Here is a 15,479-nt window from a genome sequence, read left to right on the forward strand (position 1 = left end):
CCCCTCAGGGAGGCCGCGGCCGAGTGTGCAAAGAGTCCTTTGCAAACAAGTCTTTGCCCCGCTATCCTCCGCTCCGTGCCCAGCGGGACGGACGGCGTCGCCCCGGTCGCGGAGGTGACCGACGTGCGGGCCCTGCGCGCTCTGGCGCACCCCTTGCGCAACCGGCTCCTCGCGCACCTGCGGCTCGACGGCCCCTCCACCGCCAGCCGGCTGGGCCGCGTGGTCGGCGAGAGCAGCGGGGCGACCAGCTACCACCTGCGCCGGCTGGCTGCGTACGGGTTCGTCGAGGAGGTCGAGGGCAGGGGCCGGTCGCGGGAGCGGTGGTGGCGGGCCCGTCACCGGCTGAGCAGCTGGCAGGCCGCCGACGTGGTCGCGCAGGAGGGCGGCGCCGAGGTGCAGGAGGAGATGATCCGCCTCCAGCTCGACGGGCACGCCCGGGTCCTGGCCGCCTGGCACGCGCAGAAGGACCGGCTCGATCCGGCCTGGGCCGCCGCCGCGTCGCTCGGCGACCACGGCCTGCGGCTGCGTCCCGACCAGGCCCGGCAGCTGGCCGACGAGCTCGAGGCCGTGGTCTCCCGGTGGATGAGCCGGCACCCGGCCGACGTGCCCGCCGAGGGCACCGAGCTGGTCTGCGTCCTCACCGACGTGGTCCCCCTGCGGGAGTGGCCGGTGTGAGCGCGCCGGCGACGGTCCGCGCGGCCACCCGCCGGCTGGTCGGGCTGACCGCGCTGCGCTGGCTGCCCGTCGGGCTGACCGCGCCCATCACCGTCCTCCTCGCCCAGGCCCGCGGTCTGACCCTCACCGAGATCGGCCTGCTGTTCACCGTGCACGGCGTCGTGATCATGGGCCTGGAACTGCCCACCGGCGGGCTGGCCGACGTGCTGGGCCGGCGTCCGGTGGTGGTCGCCGGCGCCCTGCTGCACCTGGTGTCCTGCCTCCTCTGCGCGACGGCCACCGACTTCGCCGGGTTCCTCGCCGGGGTGCTGTGCCTCGGCATCGGCCGGGCCCTGGACTCCGGGCCCGTCGAGGCCTGGTACGTCGACACCGTCCACCGGCTCGATCCCCGGGCCGACGTGGCACCGGGGCTGGCGCGCCACGCGGCCGCCGACGGCGGTGGACTGGCCGTCGGTGCGGTGGCCGGAGGCCTGCTGCCCCTCCTGTCCGGCGGTGCCGGGGCCGGCGCGCTCGCGGTGCCGTTCCTCGCCGCGGCCGCCCTGGACGTGGTGCTCGTCGTCGCCGTGGTCCGGCTGCTGGGCGAGGTGCGGCCGCCGCGCGCGGGGAGCGTCCGCGGTGCGCTGGCTGCCGGGGTCCGCGCCGTGCCCGCGACCGTGACCGGTGCCGTCCGGCTCTCCGTCACCGACCGGGCGATGCGGCTGGTCCTGCTGGTCACCGCCGTCGGGGGCGTGGGGCTCGTGGGGTGCGAGCTGCTCGGGCCGGTCCGGTTCGCCGACCTGGCCGGTGACCGGGACGACGGGGCGGCGGTGTACGGGGTGGTCCTGGCGGCCTCGTTCGCCGCGGCGGCCCTCGGCGCCGTGGCCGCCCCGCGGTTGCGCCATCTCCTGCGTGGCTCCACCCGGGCCGGGTGCGCCGTGCTGTCGGTGCTCGGGGCGATCGCGATGGCGGGGCTGGCCGGCCCCGACGTGCTCGCGCCGGCCGCGGTGGCCTTCGCCGCGTACTACGTCGCGCACGGTGCCAGCTGGCCGCTGCTGAGCGCGGTCCTGCACGGCCGGGTCACGGCCGCACACCGGGCGACCGCCGTCTCGGCCATGTCGCTGGCCATGGCCGTCGGCTGCGTCGCGGGCAATCTCGTCGTCCCCCCATTGGCCACGGCGTTCGGCGGGGAGACGGCGTTCCTCGCGGTGGCCGCCGTCCTCCTGCTGGCCACGCTCGCCTGCCTGCGGCTCCCCCCGGACACCTCCGTGGCGGCCGTGCGCGGATCGGTGCGCGCGGCGTCGCCGGCGGCGAGCGGTGCGGCCCCGACGATGATCGACTCCGCGCGGGCCTGAGGGTTTCGGTCGCCCCGGTCGGGGCAGCCCCGTCGGATGCTGACCGAGCCGTCCGCCGTGGGGCGGCTCGGCTGCCCCAAGCGGATGGTGTTCGGCCCCTGCGGCGGGGTCCGGAACGACGAACGGTGCGAGCTGGCACAGCACCGCTGCGTGTTCCTGGGGGCGCCCCTCGTGCGCTGGCCCGATCCGCCGGTGCCGCGGCCGGCGCCGTCCGTCGACGGCCTGCTCGCCCGCGCGGCCCGGGCCCCGGTCGTCCTCACCGACCTGTCCGCGCCGCCGTTCGACCTCGCGGCCCTGCGCCGGGTGGTCGACGTCCTGGCGCCGGTCTCGGACGCGCTCCTCCTGGGCGAGCACGCCGACCGGCCCGACTTCCCGCCGACGATGATCGCCGACGAGGTGCTGGCCGCGGGCGGGCGGCTCTGGACGACCCTGGCCTGCCGCGACCGCAACCGCGTCGTCCTCGAGCAGGAGCTCGCCGGTCTGGCCGCCCTCGGCGTCGACGGCGTCCTCTGCGTCACCGGCGACGGCCGGGGCCCGGGCGTCCGCCCCGGCGCCGCGCAGGTCTTCGACCTCGACGGCGTGCGGCTGGCCGCGCTGGCCGCCGCGCAGGGCCTGCCGGTCGCCGTCCCCGAGTCGCCGGAGGCCCGCCCGGTGGAACTGCGCCCCGCCCGCGTGGCCGAGAAGGAACGGGCCGGGGCCCAGCTGTGCGTCCTCAACCACGTGAGCAGCCCGGCCCGCGTCGCGGCCTTCGTCGCCGCCGCGCGGGCCGCCGGGGCGACGCTGCCGTTCGTCGCCGCGGTCGCCGTCTACACCGACGAGCGCTCGGCGCGGGTGCTGCAGCGGTTCCCCGGCCTGCACCTGGACGACGAGGTGGTCGAGCGGGTGCTCGCCGCACCCGATCCTCGCGAGGCCGGGATCGCCGCGGCGGTGGCGGAGGCCCGGGAGCTGCTGGCCGTCCCCGGCGTCGTCGGGGTCAACCTGTCCGGGGCGGCCTCCGACCGCGGTGCCGACGACGGCGCCCGCATCAAGGCTGCGGTGGCCGAACGCCTGAGAGAGGACGCATGAGCTCGCCGGAGAACGAGGCGATGGAGGCCGAGTTCGACACCGTCGCCGGATGGACCGAGGAGGCGGTGCGTGCGCTCGGCCCGGAGCACGCGATCCCGGCGGGCTGCCGGGGGAGCGGGAGCGAGGGAACACTGCGCTGGCTGGCCGACCGGCTGGAGCCCGGCCCCGGCACCCGGCTGCTGGACTCGGGCGCGGGCGTGGGTGGCCCGGCCGGGTGGCTCGCCGCCGAGCGGGGCGTGCGGCCGGTCTGCGCGGAGCCGATGGCCGCCGCGGCGCGGGCGAGCCGGCGCCTGTTCGGGCTGCCCTCGGTGGTGGCGGTGTCGCAGCGGCTGCCCTTCGCCGGTGCCTCCTTCGACGCCTCCTGGTGCCTGGGCGTCCTCTGCACGACGCCGGACAAGGCCGGGCTGCTGCGGGAGTCCCGCCGCGTCCTCGGGCCCGGTGGCCGGCTCGGTCTGCTGGTGTTCGTGGCCGACGGGCCGTTGCCGCCACCCCTGCCCGAGGGCAACGACTTCCCCTCGGAGACGCGCACCCGGCAGCTGCTCGCCGACGCGGGCTTCGAGCTCACGCAGACCGGCGAGGCGGACCTCGCCGACAGCCCGGAGGAGTGGACCCGGCGGGCGGACGCCGTCGAGGCGGAGGTGGAGCGCCGGCACGGCGGGGACCCGGCGTTCCGCCAGGCGCAGGAGCAGTCCCGGCGGGTCGGGCGGCTGCTCTCCGAGGGCGCCCTGCGGCCGTGGCTGGGGATCGCCGTCGCCCGCTGACGCGCGGATCGCCGTCCCCCGCCGGCGCGCGCGGTCCGCACACTCGTCGCCATCGCGGGGCCGGGGATACTGGGCTCCGATGAGCGCACCCCTGAACCTGGTCAATCTCGAGCGGGTGCACAAGGCGCACGGGACGACCGTGATCCTCGACGACGTCTCCCTGGGCGTCGCGGCCGGCGAGCGGATCGGCGTGGTGGGCCGCAACGGCGGCGGTAAGTCCACGCTGCTGTCCCTGCTCACCGGGGCCGACGAGCCCGACTCCGGCCGGGTCACCCGCCGTGGGGACCTCGCCCTGGGCGTCCTGGACCAGTCGGGCACCCTCCCGCCGGGGACGACGGTCCGCGACGTCGTCCTGCCACCGTCGATGTTCGCCGCCGAGCACGAGTGGGCCGGTGACCCCGCCGTCCGCTCCGTGCTGACCGGCCTGGAGCTCGACCGGCTGGGCCTGGACGCCCCGGTCGCGACCATGTCCGGTGGTGAGCGTCGCCGCGTCGCGCTGGCCGCGCAGCTGATCCGGCCCCTGGACCTGCTGGTCCTCGACGAACCCACCAACCACCTGGACGTCGAGGGGGTCGCCTGGCTCGCCGAGTACGTGCGCGCCCGGGCGGGCGGGCTGGTCGTGGTGACCCACGACCGGTGGTTCCTCGACGAGGTGTGCACCACCACGTGGGAAGTCGCCGACGGCAATGTCCACGCCTACGACGGTGGCTACTCGGCCTACACGCTGGCCCGGGCGGAGCGGGCGCGGATCTCCGCGGTCACCGAGGAGCGCCGGCTCAACCTCGTGCGCAAGGAACTCGCCTGGCTGCGTCGGGGGCCGCCGGCCCGGACGAGCAAGCCCAAGTTCCGGATCGAGGCGGCGCAGGCGCTGATCGCCGACGAGCCCCCGCCGCGGGACTCGCTGGCGCTGGCCGGCTTCGCCGCCCGGCGGCTCGGGAAGACCGTCTACGACGTCGAGGGGGTCGACTACGCCGTCCCCACCGACGACGGCCCGCGGACGCTCTTCAAGGACCTGACCTGGCACGTCGGGCCCGGCGACCGGATCGGCATCGTCGGGGTCAACGGCGCCGGGAAGACGTCGCTGCTCCGGTTGCTCGTGGGCGAGACGCGACCCGACGCCGGGAAGGTGGTGGTGGGCCAGACGGTGGCGCCGGCCTATCTCTCCCAGCACGTGAGCGAGCTGCCCCCGCGTGCCCGCGTGCTGGAGGCGGTGCAGGACGTCGCCCGCGTGGCCCGGATCGGCAACCAGGAGATCTCCGCGTCGTCGCTGGCCGAGCGCTTCGGGTTCGCCGCCAACCGCCAGTGGACGCCGGTCGGTGACCTCTCCGGAGGTGAACGCCGGCGACTGCAGCTGCTGCGCCTGCTCATGGCCGAGCCCAACGTGCTGCTGCTCGACGAGCCCACGAACGACCTCGACATCGACACCCTGACGGCGCTGGAGGACCTGCTCGACGGCTTCCCCGGCACGGTGCTGGTGGTCAGCCACGACCGGTACTTCGTCGACCGGGTGTGCGACAAGGTCGTCGCCCTGCTCGGCGACGGGACGCTCGCCGAGCTGCCCGGCGGCGTGGAGGAGTACCTGCAACGCCGGGCGGCCGGCGGGGCCCCGCTGTCCACCGCGGCCGGGGCGGCACCGAAGCCCGCGGGCGGGCCCTCGTCGCCCGCCCCGGCGGTCACGGCGGCCGACGTCCGGGCGGCGAAGAAGGAAGCGAGCCGGCTCGAGCGCCGGATGCTCAAGCTCGACGCCGACGAGCAGCGGCTGCACGAGCAGCTCGCGGCGGCTGCAGCCGACTACACCAGGGCGGCGGAACTCGACACGCAGCTGCGGGCGCTGCAGGCGGAGAAGGAACAGGTCGAGGAGGCCTGGCTGGTCGCCTCGGAGATCGCCGAGGGCTGACCGTCCGGGGTCGGCAGTACCCCCGCCGACGCTCTGCCTCTGCCCACCACGGTGGGCAGAGGCAGAGCGTCAGGCGAGGAGCACCGGCGAGCGGGCATCCGTGCGACATCGGCCGGGCCGACCGCGGCCGGTAGGCTGGGGGCACCGCCGGCCGTCGTCCGACGTCAGTGGTGTCCGAGAAGCCCTGTGACTCCCCGGAGACCCGTGCTCGAACTCTTGCTCCTCCACCTGATCACCGCTGTGGCGGCGCCGCTGCTCGTGCGCTGGTGGGGCCGGCAGGCGTTCGTCCTCCTCGCGCTGGTCCCGGCCGCGGGGTTCGGCTGGCTGCTCACGCGGCTGCGCGCGGTCACCGGGGGCGGCGAGGTCCGCGAGTCCGTGCCGTGGATCCCGGCCCTGGACCTGGAGATCGCGCTGCGGCTGGATCCGCTCGCGCTGACCTTCGCGCTGCTGGTCACCGGCGTCGGCGCGCTCGTGCTGCTCTACTGCGCCCGGTACTTCGAGGCCGACGACGACGGGACGGCGCGGTTCGCGGGGAACCTCACCGCGTTCGCCGGCGCCATGCTCGGGCTCGTCCTGGCCGACGACCTGCTGCTGCTCTACGTCTTCTGGGAACTGACCACGATCTTCTCGTTCCTGCTCATCGGGGGCGGCGGCTCCCGGCTGGCGGCCCGGCGGGCGGCCACCCAGGCGCTGATCCTGACCACCGCCGGCGGGCTGGCGATGCTCGTCGGGGTGCTGCTGATCGGCGAGGCCAGCGGCAGCTACCTGCTCTCGGAGGTCGTCGCCTCCCCGGGCAGCGGCACGGGCATGGTCACCGGCACGGTCCTCGTCCTGGTCGGGGCCGTCACCAAGTCGGCGATGGTCCCCTTCCACTTCTGGTTGCCGGCCGCCATGGAGGCGCCCACACCGGTCAGCGCGTACCTGCACGCGGCGGCGATGGTGAAGGCCGGCATCTACCTGGTGGCGCGACTGGCTCCCGGTCTGGCCGACCAGCCCGGGTGGCGGCCGATCGTGCTCGGCCTGGGTTCGGCGACCATGCTGGTGGGCGGTTACCGCGCGATCCGGCAGACCGACCTCAAACTCCTGCTCGCCTTCGGCACGGTCAGCCAGCTGGGCTTCCTCATGGTGCTGATGGGTGCCGGCAGCACGGAACTGGCGACGGCCGGTCTCGTGATGACCGTGGCGCACGCCCTCTTCAAGTCCACGCTGTTCCTCACGGTCGGCGTCGTCGACCACGCCACGGGCACCCGGGACCTGCGCCGGCTGTCGGGCCTGGGCCGGCGGCTCCCCGTCCTGGCGGTCATCGGCGGCCTGGGCGCGCTCTCGATGGCCGGGGTGCCGCCCCTGCTGGGGTTCGTGGGCAAGGAGGCCGCCTTCGCCGCGCTGCTGGCGGGCGGCCTGACCGACCGGGGCGCGGCCGTCGTCGTCCTCACCGTCCTCGTGGCCGGCTCGGCGCTGACCGCCGCCTACACGCTGCGGTTCTGGTGGGGCGCCTTCGCCCGGAAGCCCGGGCTGCCGCTCGTCGTCCCGGCCGAGCTCGTCCACGCACCCGGTGCCCTGTTCCTGCTCGCCCCCGCGATCCTCGCCCTGGTCGGGCTGCTGGCCGGGCCGGCCAGCCCGTGGCTCGGCCCCCTGGTGGCGGGGTACGCCGACACGCTGCCCCTGGTCGCCGAGGAATCGGAGAAGGTCGCGCTCTGGCACGGCTGGCAGCCCGCGCTGCTGCTGTCGGCGATCAGCCTGCTCGGCGGCGCGGCACTGTTCGCGGCGCGGAAGCGGGTCCACCGCCTGCAGGGGAGCCTCGCCGTCGGCTCCTCGGCCGACGAGGGGTACTGGAACGTCGTCCAGGGCCTGGACCGCCTGTCGGTGCTGGTCACCGGGACGACCCAGCGCGGGTCGCTGCCGGCCTACCTGGGCACCATCCTGGTCGTTGTGCTCGCGCTGCCGGGCACGGTGCTGGTCACGCGTGCCCCCTGGCCGGGGGAGTGGCGGGCCTGGGACACCCCGGTGCAGGCGCTGGTCGGGGTCGTCGTGCTCATCGCCGCCGGGCTGGCGCTGCGGATCCGCCAGCGGCTGTCGGTCGTGCTGGTCGTCGGGGTCACCGGGTACGGCATGGCCGTCCTCTTCGCGCTGCAGGGCGCACCCGACCTCGCGCTCACCCAGTTCCTCGTCGAGACGCTCACCCTCGTCGTCTTCGTGCTGGTGCTGCGCAAGCTGCCCAAGGACATCAGCGAGCGCCACCGGCCCCGCGAACGGGTGGGCCGGGGGGTCATCGCCGTCGCGGTCGGCGTCCTGATGGGTGCCGTCGGCGCCGTGGCCCTGTCCGCCCGGACGGCGACCCCCGTGTCGGTCGCCTACCCGGAGGAGGCGTACGACTTCGGCGGCGGCAAGAACATCGTCAACGTCACGCTCGTCGACATCCGGGCCTGGGACACCCTCGGCGAGATCTCGCTGCTCGTCGTCGCCGCCACCGGGGTGGCCAGCCTGGTCTTCCTGCGTGGCCGAACCGGTGGCGTCGACCGGCTCGACGCCGCCGTGCGGAGCGCATCCCTGGCCCCCGGCGGCCGGGCGCCCCGGCGTCGCTGGCTCGCCGCGAGCGCCACGCTGCCGCCCGAGCGCCGCTCCGTGGTCCTCGAGGTCATCACCCGCACCCTGTTCCACACCATCCTGGTGTTCTCCCTGTACCTGCTCTTCTCGGGGCACAACGAGCCCGGCGGCGGCTTCGCCGGCGGCCTCGTCGCGGGCCTGGCCCTGGTCCTCCGCTACCTCGCCGGCGGCCGGTACGAGCTGGGTGAGGCCGCCCCCGTCGACCCCGGGCTGCTGCTCGGCGCCGGGCTCCTCTTCGCGGGGGGCACCGGCGTGGCCGGGCTCCTGCTCGGCGCCGAGGTGCTGCAGACGGCGATCCTCGAGACGACGCTGCCGGTGCTCGGCGACGTCAAGCTCGTGACGTCGTTGTTCTTCGACATGGGCGTCTACCTGATCGTCGTCGGCCTGGTCCTCGACATCCTGCGCAGCCTGGGCGCGGAGCTCGACCGCCAGGAGGACCAGGGCGAGCCGATCGAGATCGAGCCCGGAGAGGTGATCGTGCGATGACCCCGACCGTCGTCCTGCCGGTGATCATCGGCGGCCTGTACGCGGCCGGGGTGTACCTGCTGCTCGACCGCAGCCTGACCCGTGTCCTGGTGGGCTTCCTGCTGCTGGGCAACGCCACGAACCTGCTGCTGCTGTCCTCGGCCGGCCCGGGCGGGCTGCCGCCGATCCTCGGGGTGGCCGAGGCCGACGAGATGAGCGACCCGCTGCCGCAGGCGCTCATCCTCACCGCGATCGTCATCACGTTCGGCGTCGCGGCGTTCGTCCTCGCGATGATCCACCGCTCCTGGGCCCTGGCCCGCAACGAGGCGGTCGCGACCGACGAGGAGGACCGCCGCGTCGCAGCGCGGCACGACACCGACGTCGACGAGCTCGACCCCGACGAGCTGGCTCCCGAGGACCGCCCCGCGGCGCACGCCGACAGCCTCAGACGCCGGCCCCTGACCGAACGCGCCGCTGACGACGTCGACCTGCCGATCGCCGGGGGGAGCCGGTGATCTCCGTCCTCGCCCCGCTGCCGGTCCTGCTCCCGCTGCTGGGTGCCGCCGGCACCCTGCTGGTCGGCCGGCACCCGCGGACGCAGCGGACGGTGAGCCTGCTCGTGCTCGTCACCGTCCTGGCGGTGTCGCTGCTGCTGCTCTGGCAGGCCGACGCGCAGGGCGCCACCGCCGTGTCGGTCGGCGGCTGGCCGGTGCCGCTGGGCATCGTCCTCGTGGTCGACCGCCTGTCGGCGCTGATGCTCGTGGTCGCCTCGACCGTCGCCCTGGGGGTGCTGGTCTTCGCCGTCGGCCAGGGGTCGGCCGACGGGTCGGAGCAGTCGCCGCTGTCGATCTTCCATCCGACGTTCCTCGTGCTCATCGCCGGCGTCAGCAACGCGTTCCTGGCCGGCGACCTGTTCAACCTCTACGTCGGGTTCGAGATCCTGCTCATGGCCAGCTACGTGCTGCTGACCCTCGGTGGCTCGGCCCCGCGGGTGCGGGCCGGCGTCACCTACGTGATCGTCAGCCTCACCAGCTCGCTGATCTTCCTGGCGGCGATCGGCCTGGTCTACGCCGCGACCGGCACGGTGACGATGGCGCAGCTGGCGACCCGGCTGGCGGAGCTGCCGGCGGGCACCCAGCTGCTGCTGCAGTCGATGCTGCTGATCGCGTTCTGCATCAAGGCGGCGGTGTTCCCCCTGTCGGCGTGGCTGCCCGACAGCTACCCGACCGCGCCGGCCCCCGTCACCGCGGTGTTCGCGGGACTGCTGACCAAGGTCGGCGTGTACGCGATCATCCGCACCCAGACCCTGCTGTTCCCCGGCGGCGGGCTCGACGACGTCCTCATGTGGGCGGGCCTGGCGACGATGCTGATCGGGATCCTCGGCGCGGTCGCCCAGACCGACATCCGCCGGCTGCTGTCGTTCACCCTCGTCAGCCACATCGGCTACATGGTGTTCGGCATCGCCCTGGGGACGGCGGCCGGGCTGGCGGGCGCCGTCTTCTACGTCGCCCACCACATCGCCATCCAGACGACGCTGTTCCTCGTCGCCGGACTCGTCGAGCGCCAGGGCGGGTCCACCTCGATGGACCGGCTCGGCGGGCTGGCCACCCGCTCGCCGCTGCTGGCGGTGCTGTTCTTCGTCCCGGCCATGAACCTGGCCGGGATCCCGCCGCTGTCGGGGTTCATCGGCAAGCTGGGCCTGCTCCAGGCCGGGATCGCCGACGGCAGCCCCCTGGCGCTCACGGTGGTCGCCGGCGGCGTGGTGACCAGCCTGCTGACCCTGCTCGCCGTGGCCCGGGTGTGGACCCGGGCGTTCTGGCGACCGCCCACCCAGGAGCCGGCCGCCGACACGGCCGCCGCGGCCGCCGGGGATGCGGCCACCGCCGGCGACGGGGATGGCGTGCCGGCGCTCGTGGGGGCCGGCGGTCCCGCCGGCGACGGCCACCGCACCCCGCGGCAGGCCGCCCGCCGGGCGGCGTGGCGACGGCACCACGAGGTGGCGACCGCCGGGAGTGCCGATCCGGCCCCGCGGGCGGGGGCGGTGCGTGCGCTGCGACCGCTGCCCGGCGTGATGGCGGCCGCCACCGCGGCGATGGTCGCGGTGACGGTCGGGCTGACCGTCGTCGCGGGGGCCCTGTACGGCTACACGGACCGGGCTGCCGAGGACCTCCTGGACCGGGCGCCCTACATCACGGCCGTCTTCGGCGATCCGGTCCCGGCCGAGGAGGGCGAGTGACCGTCGAACCGGCCACGTCGCGGCTGCGCCACCAGCTGCCGCTGGTGGCCTGGCTGGTGCTGGTGTGGATCCTGCTGTGGGGCACCTGGTCGTGGGCGAACCTGCTCTCCGGCCTGGCGATCGCCGTCGTCGTCCTGGTGCTGCTCCCGCTCCCGCCCGTGGTGGGCGGCACGCGGGTACGGCCGGGGCCGCTGGTCCGCTTCGTGGGCCACTTCCTCGTCGACCTGGTGGTGTCCGGCGCGCAGGTGGCCTGGTGGGCCCTCCGGCCCGGGGGTGCCGGGCGGGGGGCGATCGTGCGGGTCCAGCTCCGCGCGGACTCCGACCTGCTGCTCACCATGGTCGCCGAGGCGATCTCCCTGGTCCCGGGGTCGCTGGTGCTGGACCTGGACCGCGAGCAGCGCCAGATCTCGGTCCACCTGCTGCACGCCGCCGACCTGGCCGACGTGGAGCGGCAGAAGGCGGGCGTGCTCGCCACGGAGGACCGGATCGTCCGCGCGTTCGGGTCGGCCGACGACATCGCCGCGCTGCGGCCGACGGCTGCGAGGGCGGCGCCGTGACGGCCGTCGAGGTCATCACCCAGGCCATGCTCGGCACCGCGGCGCTGCTGGCGCTCGTCCGGCTGGCCCGCGGCCCGTCGCTGCTGGACCGGGTGGTGGCTACCGACACGCTGCTGGTCATCATCTCGGCCAGCCTGGCCGTGCACGCCGCGCTCGAGCGGGACCCCACGGTCGTCCCGGTCCTGGTGGTCGTGTCGCTGCTCGCCTTCGTCGGGTCGGTGTCGATCGCCCGGTACATCGGCGGCATGCTGCTGCGGTCGGCGACGGGCGAGGGCCGGGACCTGGGCCTGCCCCGCGCGGCCGAGGACGGGGGGCAGCGGCGGTGAGCGGCCTGATGGACGTGCTGGCGTCGGTGGCCGACGTGGTGGCGCTGGGCTGCCTGCTGGCCGGGGCCTTCCTCTGCTTGACGGCCGGCGTCGGGCTGGTGCGCTTCCCCGACGTGCTGTCCCGGATGCACGCCGGGACCAAGCCGCAGGTCCTCGGCGTCCTCCTGGTGATGGTGGGCGGTGCGATCCGGTTGCAGGGCCTCGCGGCGACGTGGATGCTGCTGCTGGTCGCGGCGTTCCAGCTGCTCACGGCGCCGGTCAGCGCGCACATGATCAGCCGGGTGGCCTACCGGCGCCGGCACGTCCGCCGCGACCTGCTGGTGGTCGACGAGCTGCGCGAGACAGAGGGGCGCGACAGCGTCTACCGGGGGGACGAGCCGGCGGACGCCCTGCCCGAGAACCCGGCGCAGGCCCTGGAAGAGAGCCGGCGGGAGGACCGCGAAGCCCCGTGAGGGACCATCCTGCGGCCCCGTCCCGAGGCTCCCCCCGGGCTGGCGAGGGTGAGAAGGACGGGGTTCTCGTTCACCGCAGCTGGCCGAGCCAGAACGGCAGGCCCTGGTCGTCGCGGCACAGGACCGAGAGCCCGAAGGACTTCCGCTCGATCGGACCCGCCTGCCCGCCGGCGGTCCGGACGGCGGCGACCGCGACCTCGATGTCGTCGACGGCGTACATCGGCACGGTGCCCGGCTCCGTGGCGCCACCGCCGATGCCGACCAGCGGGCTGGTGCCCTCCACCTGCCAGCCGTCGGGCACGGACCCGGGGACGGCGGTCCAGCCGAGGACCGCGCCGTAGAAGTCGAGCGCCCGGGCGCCGTCGGGGACGTTGAGGGTCAGGTACACCGCGTCCCCTGGCCGTGGGCCCGTGGTGGGTGCGGCCGCCGGCGTCTGCAGCATCCAGCGGTGGCCGTAGGGATCGACGACCACGCCGGTGCGCCCGTACGGGGCATCGGTCGCCGGGCGCTCGACCGTCGCCCCGGCGGACTCGGCACGGGACATCGCCGCGTCCACGTCGGGCACGGACAGGTGCAGCGTGACGCTGACCCGCCCGTCCTCGGGGCCCACGAGCCCTGTCTCGGGGTACTCGTCGGCGAGGTAGACCGTGGCCCCGGCGAGGTCGAGCTCCGCGTGGCCGATGCGGTCGCCGTCCAGGTAGGGGTCCCCGACGGTGTGGGCGCCGAACGCCTCGGCGTACCAGTTCATGGCCGCGCGGGCGTCCCGGACGACGAGGTAGGGGGTCAGCTGAGCCGTCACGCCCGCATCCTGCCGCGCCGCGGCCCGATCGGGGCTATCGCTGGGCGCGGTTGATCGCCGAGACGACCGCGCGCAGCGAGGCGCTGACGATGTTCGGGTCGATGCCCACGCCCCAGAGCACCCGGTCGCCGACGGCGCACTCGACGTACGCGGCGGCCTTGGCGTCCCCGCCCGAGGAGAGCGCGTGCTCCGCGTAGTCGAGCACGCGGACGTCGACGTCGAGGCTCTTCAGCGCGTCGACGAACGCGGCGATCGGCCCGTTGCCCCGTCCCTCGACGGTGACCGGCACCCCGTGGTCGGTCAGCTCGACGACCATCTCGTCGACCTTGTCGCCGTGGGCCTGGTGGCGGTGGCCGGTCAGTGCGAAGCGGCCCCACGGCGCGGCGGGGTCGGGCAGGTATTCGTTGGAGAACGCCGCCCACATCTGCTCGGCGGTGACCTCGCCGCCCTCGTCGTCGGTGTGCCGCTGGATGACCGCGCTGAACTCGATCTGCAGCCGACGCGGGAGGTCGAGCTGGTTCTCCGTCTTCATGATGTAGGCGACGCCGCCCTTGCCGGACTGGCTGTTCACCCGGATCACGGCCTCGTAGCTGCGGCCGACGTCCTTGGGGTCGATCGGCAGGTACGGGACGGCCCACGGCATCTCGTCCACGGGCTTGCCGGCGGCCGCCGCGTCGGCCTCGAGGGCCTTGAAGCCCTTGTTGATGGCGTCCTGGTGGGAGCCGGAGAAGGCGGTGTAGACCAGGTCGCCGCCGTAGGGGTGCCGCTCGTGCACGCCCAGCTGGTTGCAGTACTCGACGGTGCGGCGGATCTCGTCGATGTCGGAGAAGTTGATCTGCGGGTCGATGCCCTGGCTGAACAGGTTGAGGCCCAGGGTGACCAGGTCGACGTTGCCGGTGCGTTCGCCGTTGCCGAACAGGCAGCCCTCGATGCGGTCGGCGCCGGCGCGGTAGCCCAGCTCGGCGGCGGCCACGGCGGTGCCGCGGTCGTTGTGCGGGTGCAGGCTGAGGACGACGGCGTCGCGCCGGCCCAGGTTGCGGTGCATCCACTCGACCTGGTCGGCGTAGACGGTGGGCTCGGCCATCTCGACCGTCGCCGGCAGGTTGAGGATCGTCGGGCGGTCGGGGGTGGGCTCCCAGACGTCGGTGACGGCGTTGCAGATCTCGAGGGCGAAGTCGAGCTCCGTGCCCGTGAAGGACTCGGGGGAGTACTCGAAGAAGATCTCCGTGTCGCCCATCTGCTCGGCCAGCTTGCGGACCATCTCCGCACCGTGGACGGCGATGTCGACGATGCCGGCCCGGTCGGACCCGAAGACGACCCGGCGCTGCAGCGTGCTGGTCGAGTTGTAGAGGTGCACGATGGCCTGCTTCGCGCCGCGCAGCGACTCGTAGGTGCGCTCGATCAGCTCGTCGCGGGCCTGGGTCAGCACCTGGATCGTGACGTCGTCGGGGACCAGGTCCTCCTCGACGAGCTGCCGGACGAAGTCGAAGTCGGTCTGGCTGGCCGCCGGGAACCCGACCTCGATCTCCTTGTAGCCCATGCGGACCAGCAGGTCGAACATCCGGCGCTTGCGGTCGGGCGTCATCGGGTCGATCAGCGCCTGGTTGCCGTCGCGCAGGTCGACGGCGCACCAGCGCGGGGCGACGGTGGTGACCTTGTCCGGCCAGGTGCGGTCGGGCAGCACCACGGGGGTGAAGGGGGTGTAGCGGTGGATCGGCATCCGCGAGGGCTGCTGCGGGTTGCGTACGTGGGGGTGCTCTGCGTTCACGACTGGCTCCTCTGGCGCGGGCTGGACTCAGCTCCGATGGGGCGGTCAGCAGCGCCGGGAACGCACTCGATCGCGGCAGGTCTCCGCGGCGAGGGGGCCGACCTAGGAGAGGGCCTCGCCGCGGCTGATAAGCAGGAGGCTGCCGCGCACGGGCCCACGGTAGCAGCGCGTCAGCCGAGATCGCAGGAACACGAGCAGTCGTCGGCGTGCACCGGCCGGCCGCTCCAGTCGTCGAGCTCGTCGCAGGCGGCCGGGCAGGCGCAGTGGAACGGCTCGAGCGGAGGGACTTCGCCGGCGTCGAGCCGCCGCTGGTACTCCTCCCTCCTGCGCAGCTCCGCCGCGCGACGTCGGGCGGCCCGACGGGCGGGTGGCGAGTCCCCTGGTCGGAGGAGGTGGTGGTCCGCGGGCGCGACCCCCGCCCGGCGACGCACGGAGTCGCGGCCGTCCCTGTCCCTGCTGAAGGTGAACCAGTGCTCAGGACGGTCCCGGCGGGGCTCGTGCAACCAGACGCCTTCGTCGCTGTGGCGGGTGTCGAGGTGCGCG

General features: G+C 74.8%; 14 protein-coding genes. 11 read left to right on the top strand and 3 right to left on the bottom strand.

The window, feature by feature from the left end; translation table 11 throughout:
• Positions 1-75: 75 nt before the first annotated feature.
• The 11 genes from ACFSHS_RS08395 (at position 76) to mnhG (ending at position 12,369) form a co-directional block, all read left to right on the top strand.
• The gene (locus tag ACFSHS_RS08395) at positions 76-675 is read left to right on the top strand and encodes a helix-turn-helix domain-containing protein (protein WP_376874028.1); all 600 of its coding nucleotides are present in this window, start codon (positions 76-78) and stop codon (positions 673-675) included.
• Positions 672-2,006, top strand: coding sequence for an MFS transporter (locus ACFSHS_RS08400; protein ID WP_376874030.1), 1,335 nt, complete (start codon positions 672-674; stop codon positions 2,004-2,006). Before ACFSHS_RS08395 ends, ACFSHS_RS08400 begins: the two co-directional genes overlap by 4 nt.
• 36 nt (positions 2,007-2,042) lie before the next feature.
• Positions 2,043-3,071, top strand: a complete 1,029-nt coding sequence (locus tag ACFSHS_RS08405) for a methylenetetrahydrofolate reductase (protein ID WP_376874032.1) — start codon at positions 2,043-2,045, stop codon at positions 3,069-3,071.
• Positions 3,068-3,832 (top strand): class I SAM-dependent methyltransferase, encoded by a 765-nt coding sequence (locus tag ACFSHS_RS08410; protein WP_376874034.1) that lies wholly within the window; start codon positions 3,068-3,070, stop codon positions 3,830-3,832. The genes ACFSHS_RS08405 and ACFSHS_RS08410 overlap by 4 nt, the downstream gene beginning before the upstream one ends.
• A gap of 79 nt (positions 3,833-3,911) precedes the next feature.
• Positions 3,912-5,729, top strand: a complete 1,818-nt coding sequence (locus ACFSHS_RS08415; RefSeq protein WP_376874036.1) for an ABC-F family ATP-binding cassette domain-containing protein — start codon at positions 3,912-3,914, stop codon at positions 5,727-5,729.
• A 204-nt stretch (positions 5,730-5,933) separates the two neighbouring features.
• The gene (locus ACFSHS_RS08420) at positions 5,934-8,819 is read left to right on the top strand and encodes a Na+/H+ antiporter subunit A (protein WP_376874038.1); all 2,886 of its coding nucleotides are present in this window, start codon (positions 5,934-5,936) and stop codon (positions 8,817-8,819) included.
• Positions 8,816-9,313, top strand: a complete 498-nt coding sequence (locus ACFSHS_RS08425) for a Na(+)/H(+) antiporter subunit C (RefSeq protein WP_376874040.1) — start codon at positions 8,816-8,818, stop codon at positions 9,311-9,313. The genes ACFSHS_RS08420 and ACFSHS_RS08425 overlap by 4 nt, the downstream gene beginning before the upstream one ends.
• Positions 9,310-11,034 (top strand): Na+/H+ antiporter subunit D, encoded by a 1,725-nt coding sequence (locus tag ACFSHS_RS08430; RefSeq protein WP_376874042.1) that lies wholly within the window; start codon positions 9,310-9,312, stop codon positions 11,032-11,034. Before ACFSHS_RS08425 ends, ACFSHS_RS08430 begins: the two co-directional genes overlap by 4 nt.
• Positions 11,031-11,591, top strand: coding sequence for a Na+/H+ antiporter subunit E (locus tag ACFSHS_RS08435; RefSeq protein ID WP_376874044.1), 561 nt, complete (start codon positions 11,031-11,033; stop codon positions 11,589-11,591). The genes ACFSHS_RS08430 and ACFSHS_RS08435 overlap by 4 nt, the downstream gene beginning before the upstream one ends.
• Positions 11,588-11,917, top strand: coding sequence for a monovalent cation/H+ antiporter complex subunit F (locus ACFSHS_RS08440; protein ID WP_376874046.1), 330 nt, complete (start codon positions 11,588-11,590; stop codon positions 11,915-11,917). Before ACFSHS_RS08435 ends, ACFSHS_RS08440 begins: the two co-directional genes overlap by 4 nt.
• Positions 11,914-12,369 carry a monovalent cation/H(+) antiporter subunit G gene (gene mnhG, locus ACFSHS_RS08445; RefSeq protein ID WP_376874048.1) on the top strand — a complete coding sequence of 152 codons (456 nt, stop codon included), beginning with the start codon at positions 11,914-11,916 and terminating at the stop codon, positions 12,367-12,369. Before ACFSHS_RS08440 ends, mnhG begins: the two co-directional genes overlap by 4 nt.
• Before the next feature lie 70 nt (positions 12,370-12,439).
• On the opposite strand, the gene ACFSHS_RS08450 is transcribed toward mnhG, so the two are convergent.
• The 3 genes from ACFSHS_RS08450 to ACFSHS_RS08460 all read right to left on the bottom strand — a co-directional run.
• Positions 12,440-13,168 (bottom strand): VOC family protein, encoded by a 729-nt coding sequence (locus ACFSHS_RS08450; protein WP_376874049.1) that lies wholly within the window; start codon positions 13,166-13,168, stop codon positions 12,440-12,442.
• A 34-nt stretch (positions 13,169-13,202) separates the two neighbouring features.
• On the bottom strand, positions 13,203-14,936 hold the full coding sequence (gene leuA / locus ACFSHS_RS08455; protein WP_376874051.1) for a 2-isopropylmalate synthase: 1,734 nt from the start codon (positions 14,934-14,936) through the stop codon (positions 13,203-13,205).
• 170 nt (positions 14,937-15,106) lie between these two features.
• Positions 15,107-15,479 (bottom strand): hypothetical protein (locus ACFSHS_RS08460; protein WP_376874053.1); only part of this gene is annotated, 373 nt, incomplete at its 5' end.

This window comes from Blastococcus deserti (assembly GCF_042682525.1).
In the GTDB taxonomy this organism is placed as follows: domain Bacteria; phylum Actinomycetota; class Actinomycetes; order Mycobacteriales; family Geodermatophilaceae; genus Blastococcus_B; species Blastococcus_B deserti.

Coding starts and splice junctions, on each gene's coding strand:
- ACFSHS_RS08405 (WP_376874032.1), top strand. CDS start 2,043: ATGCTGACCGAGCCGTCCGCCGTGGGGCGGCTCGGCTGCCCCAAGCGG.
- ACFSHS_RS08425 (WP_376874040.1), top strand. CDS start 8,816: ATGACCCCGACCGTCGTCCTGCCGGTGATCATCGGCGGCCTGTACGCG.
- ACFSHS_RS08410 (WP_376874034.1), top strand. CDS start 3,068: ATGAGCTCGCCGGAGAACGAGGCGATGGAGGCCGAGTTCGACACCGTC.
- ACFSHS_RS08415 (WP_376874036.1), top strand. CDS start 3,912: ATGAGCGCACCCCTGAACCTGGTCAATCTCGAGCGGGTGCACAAGGCG.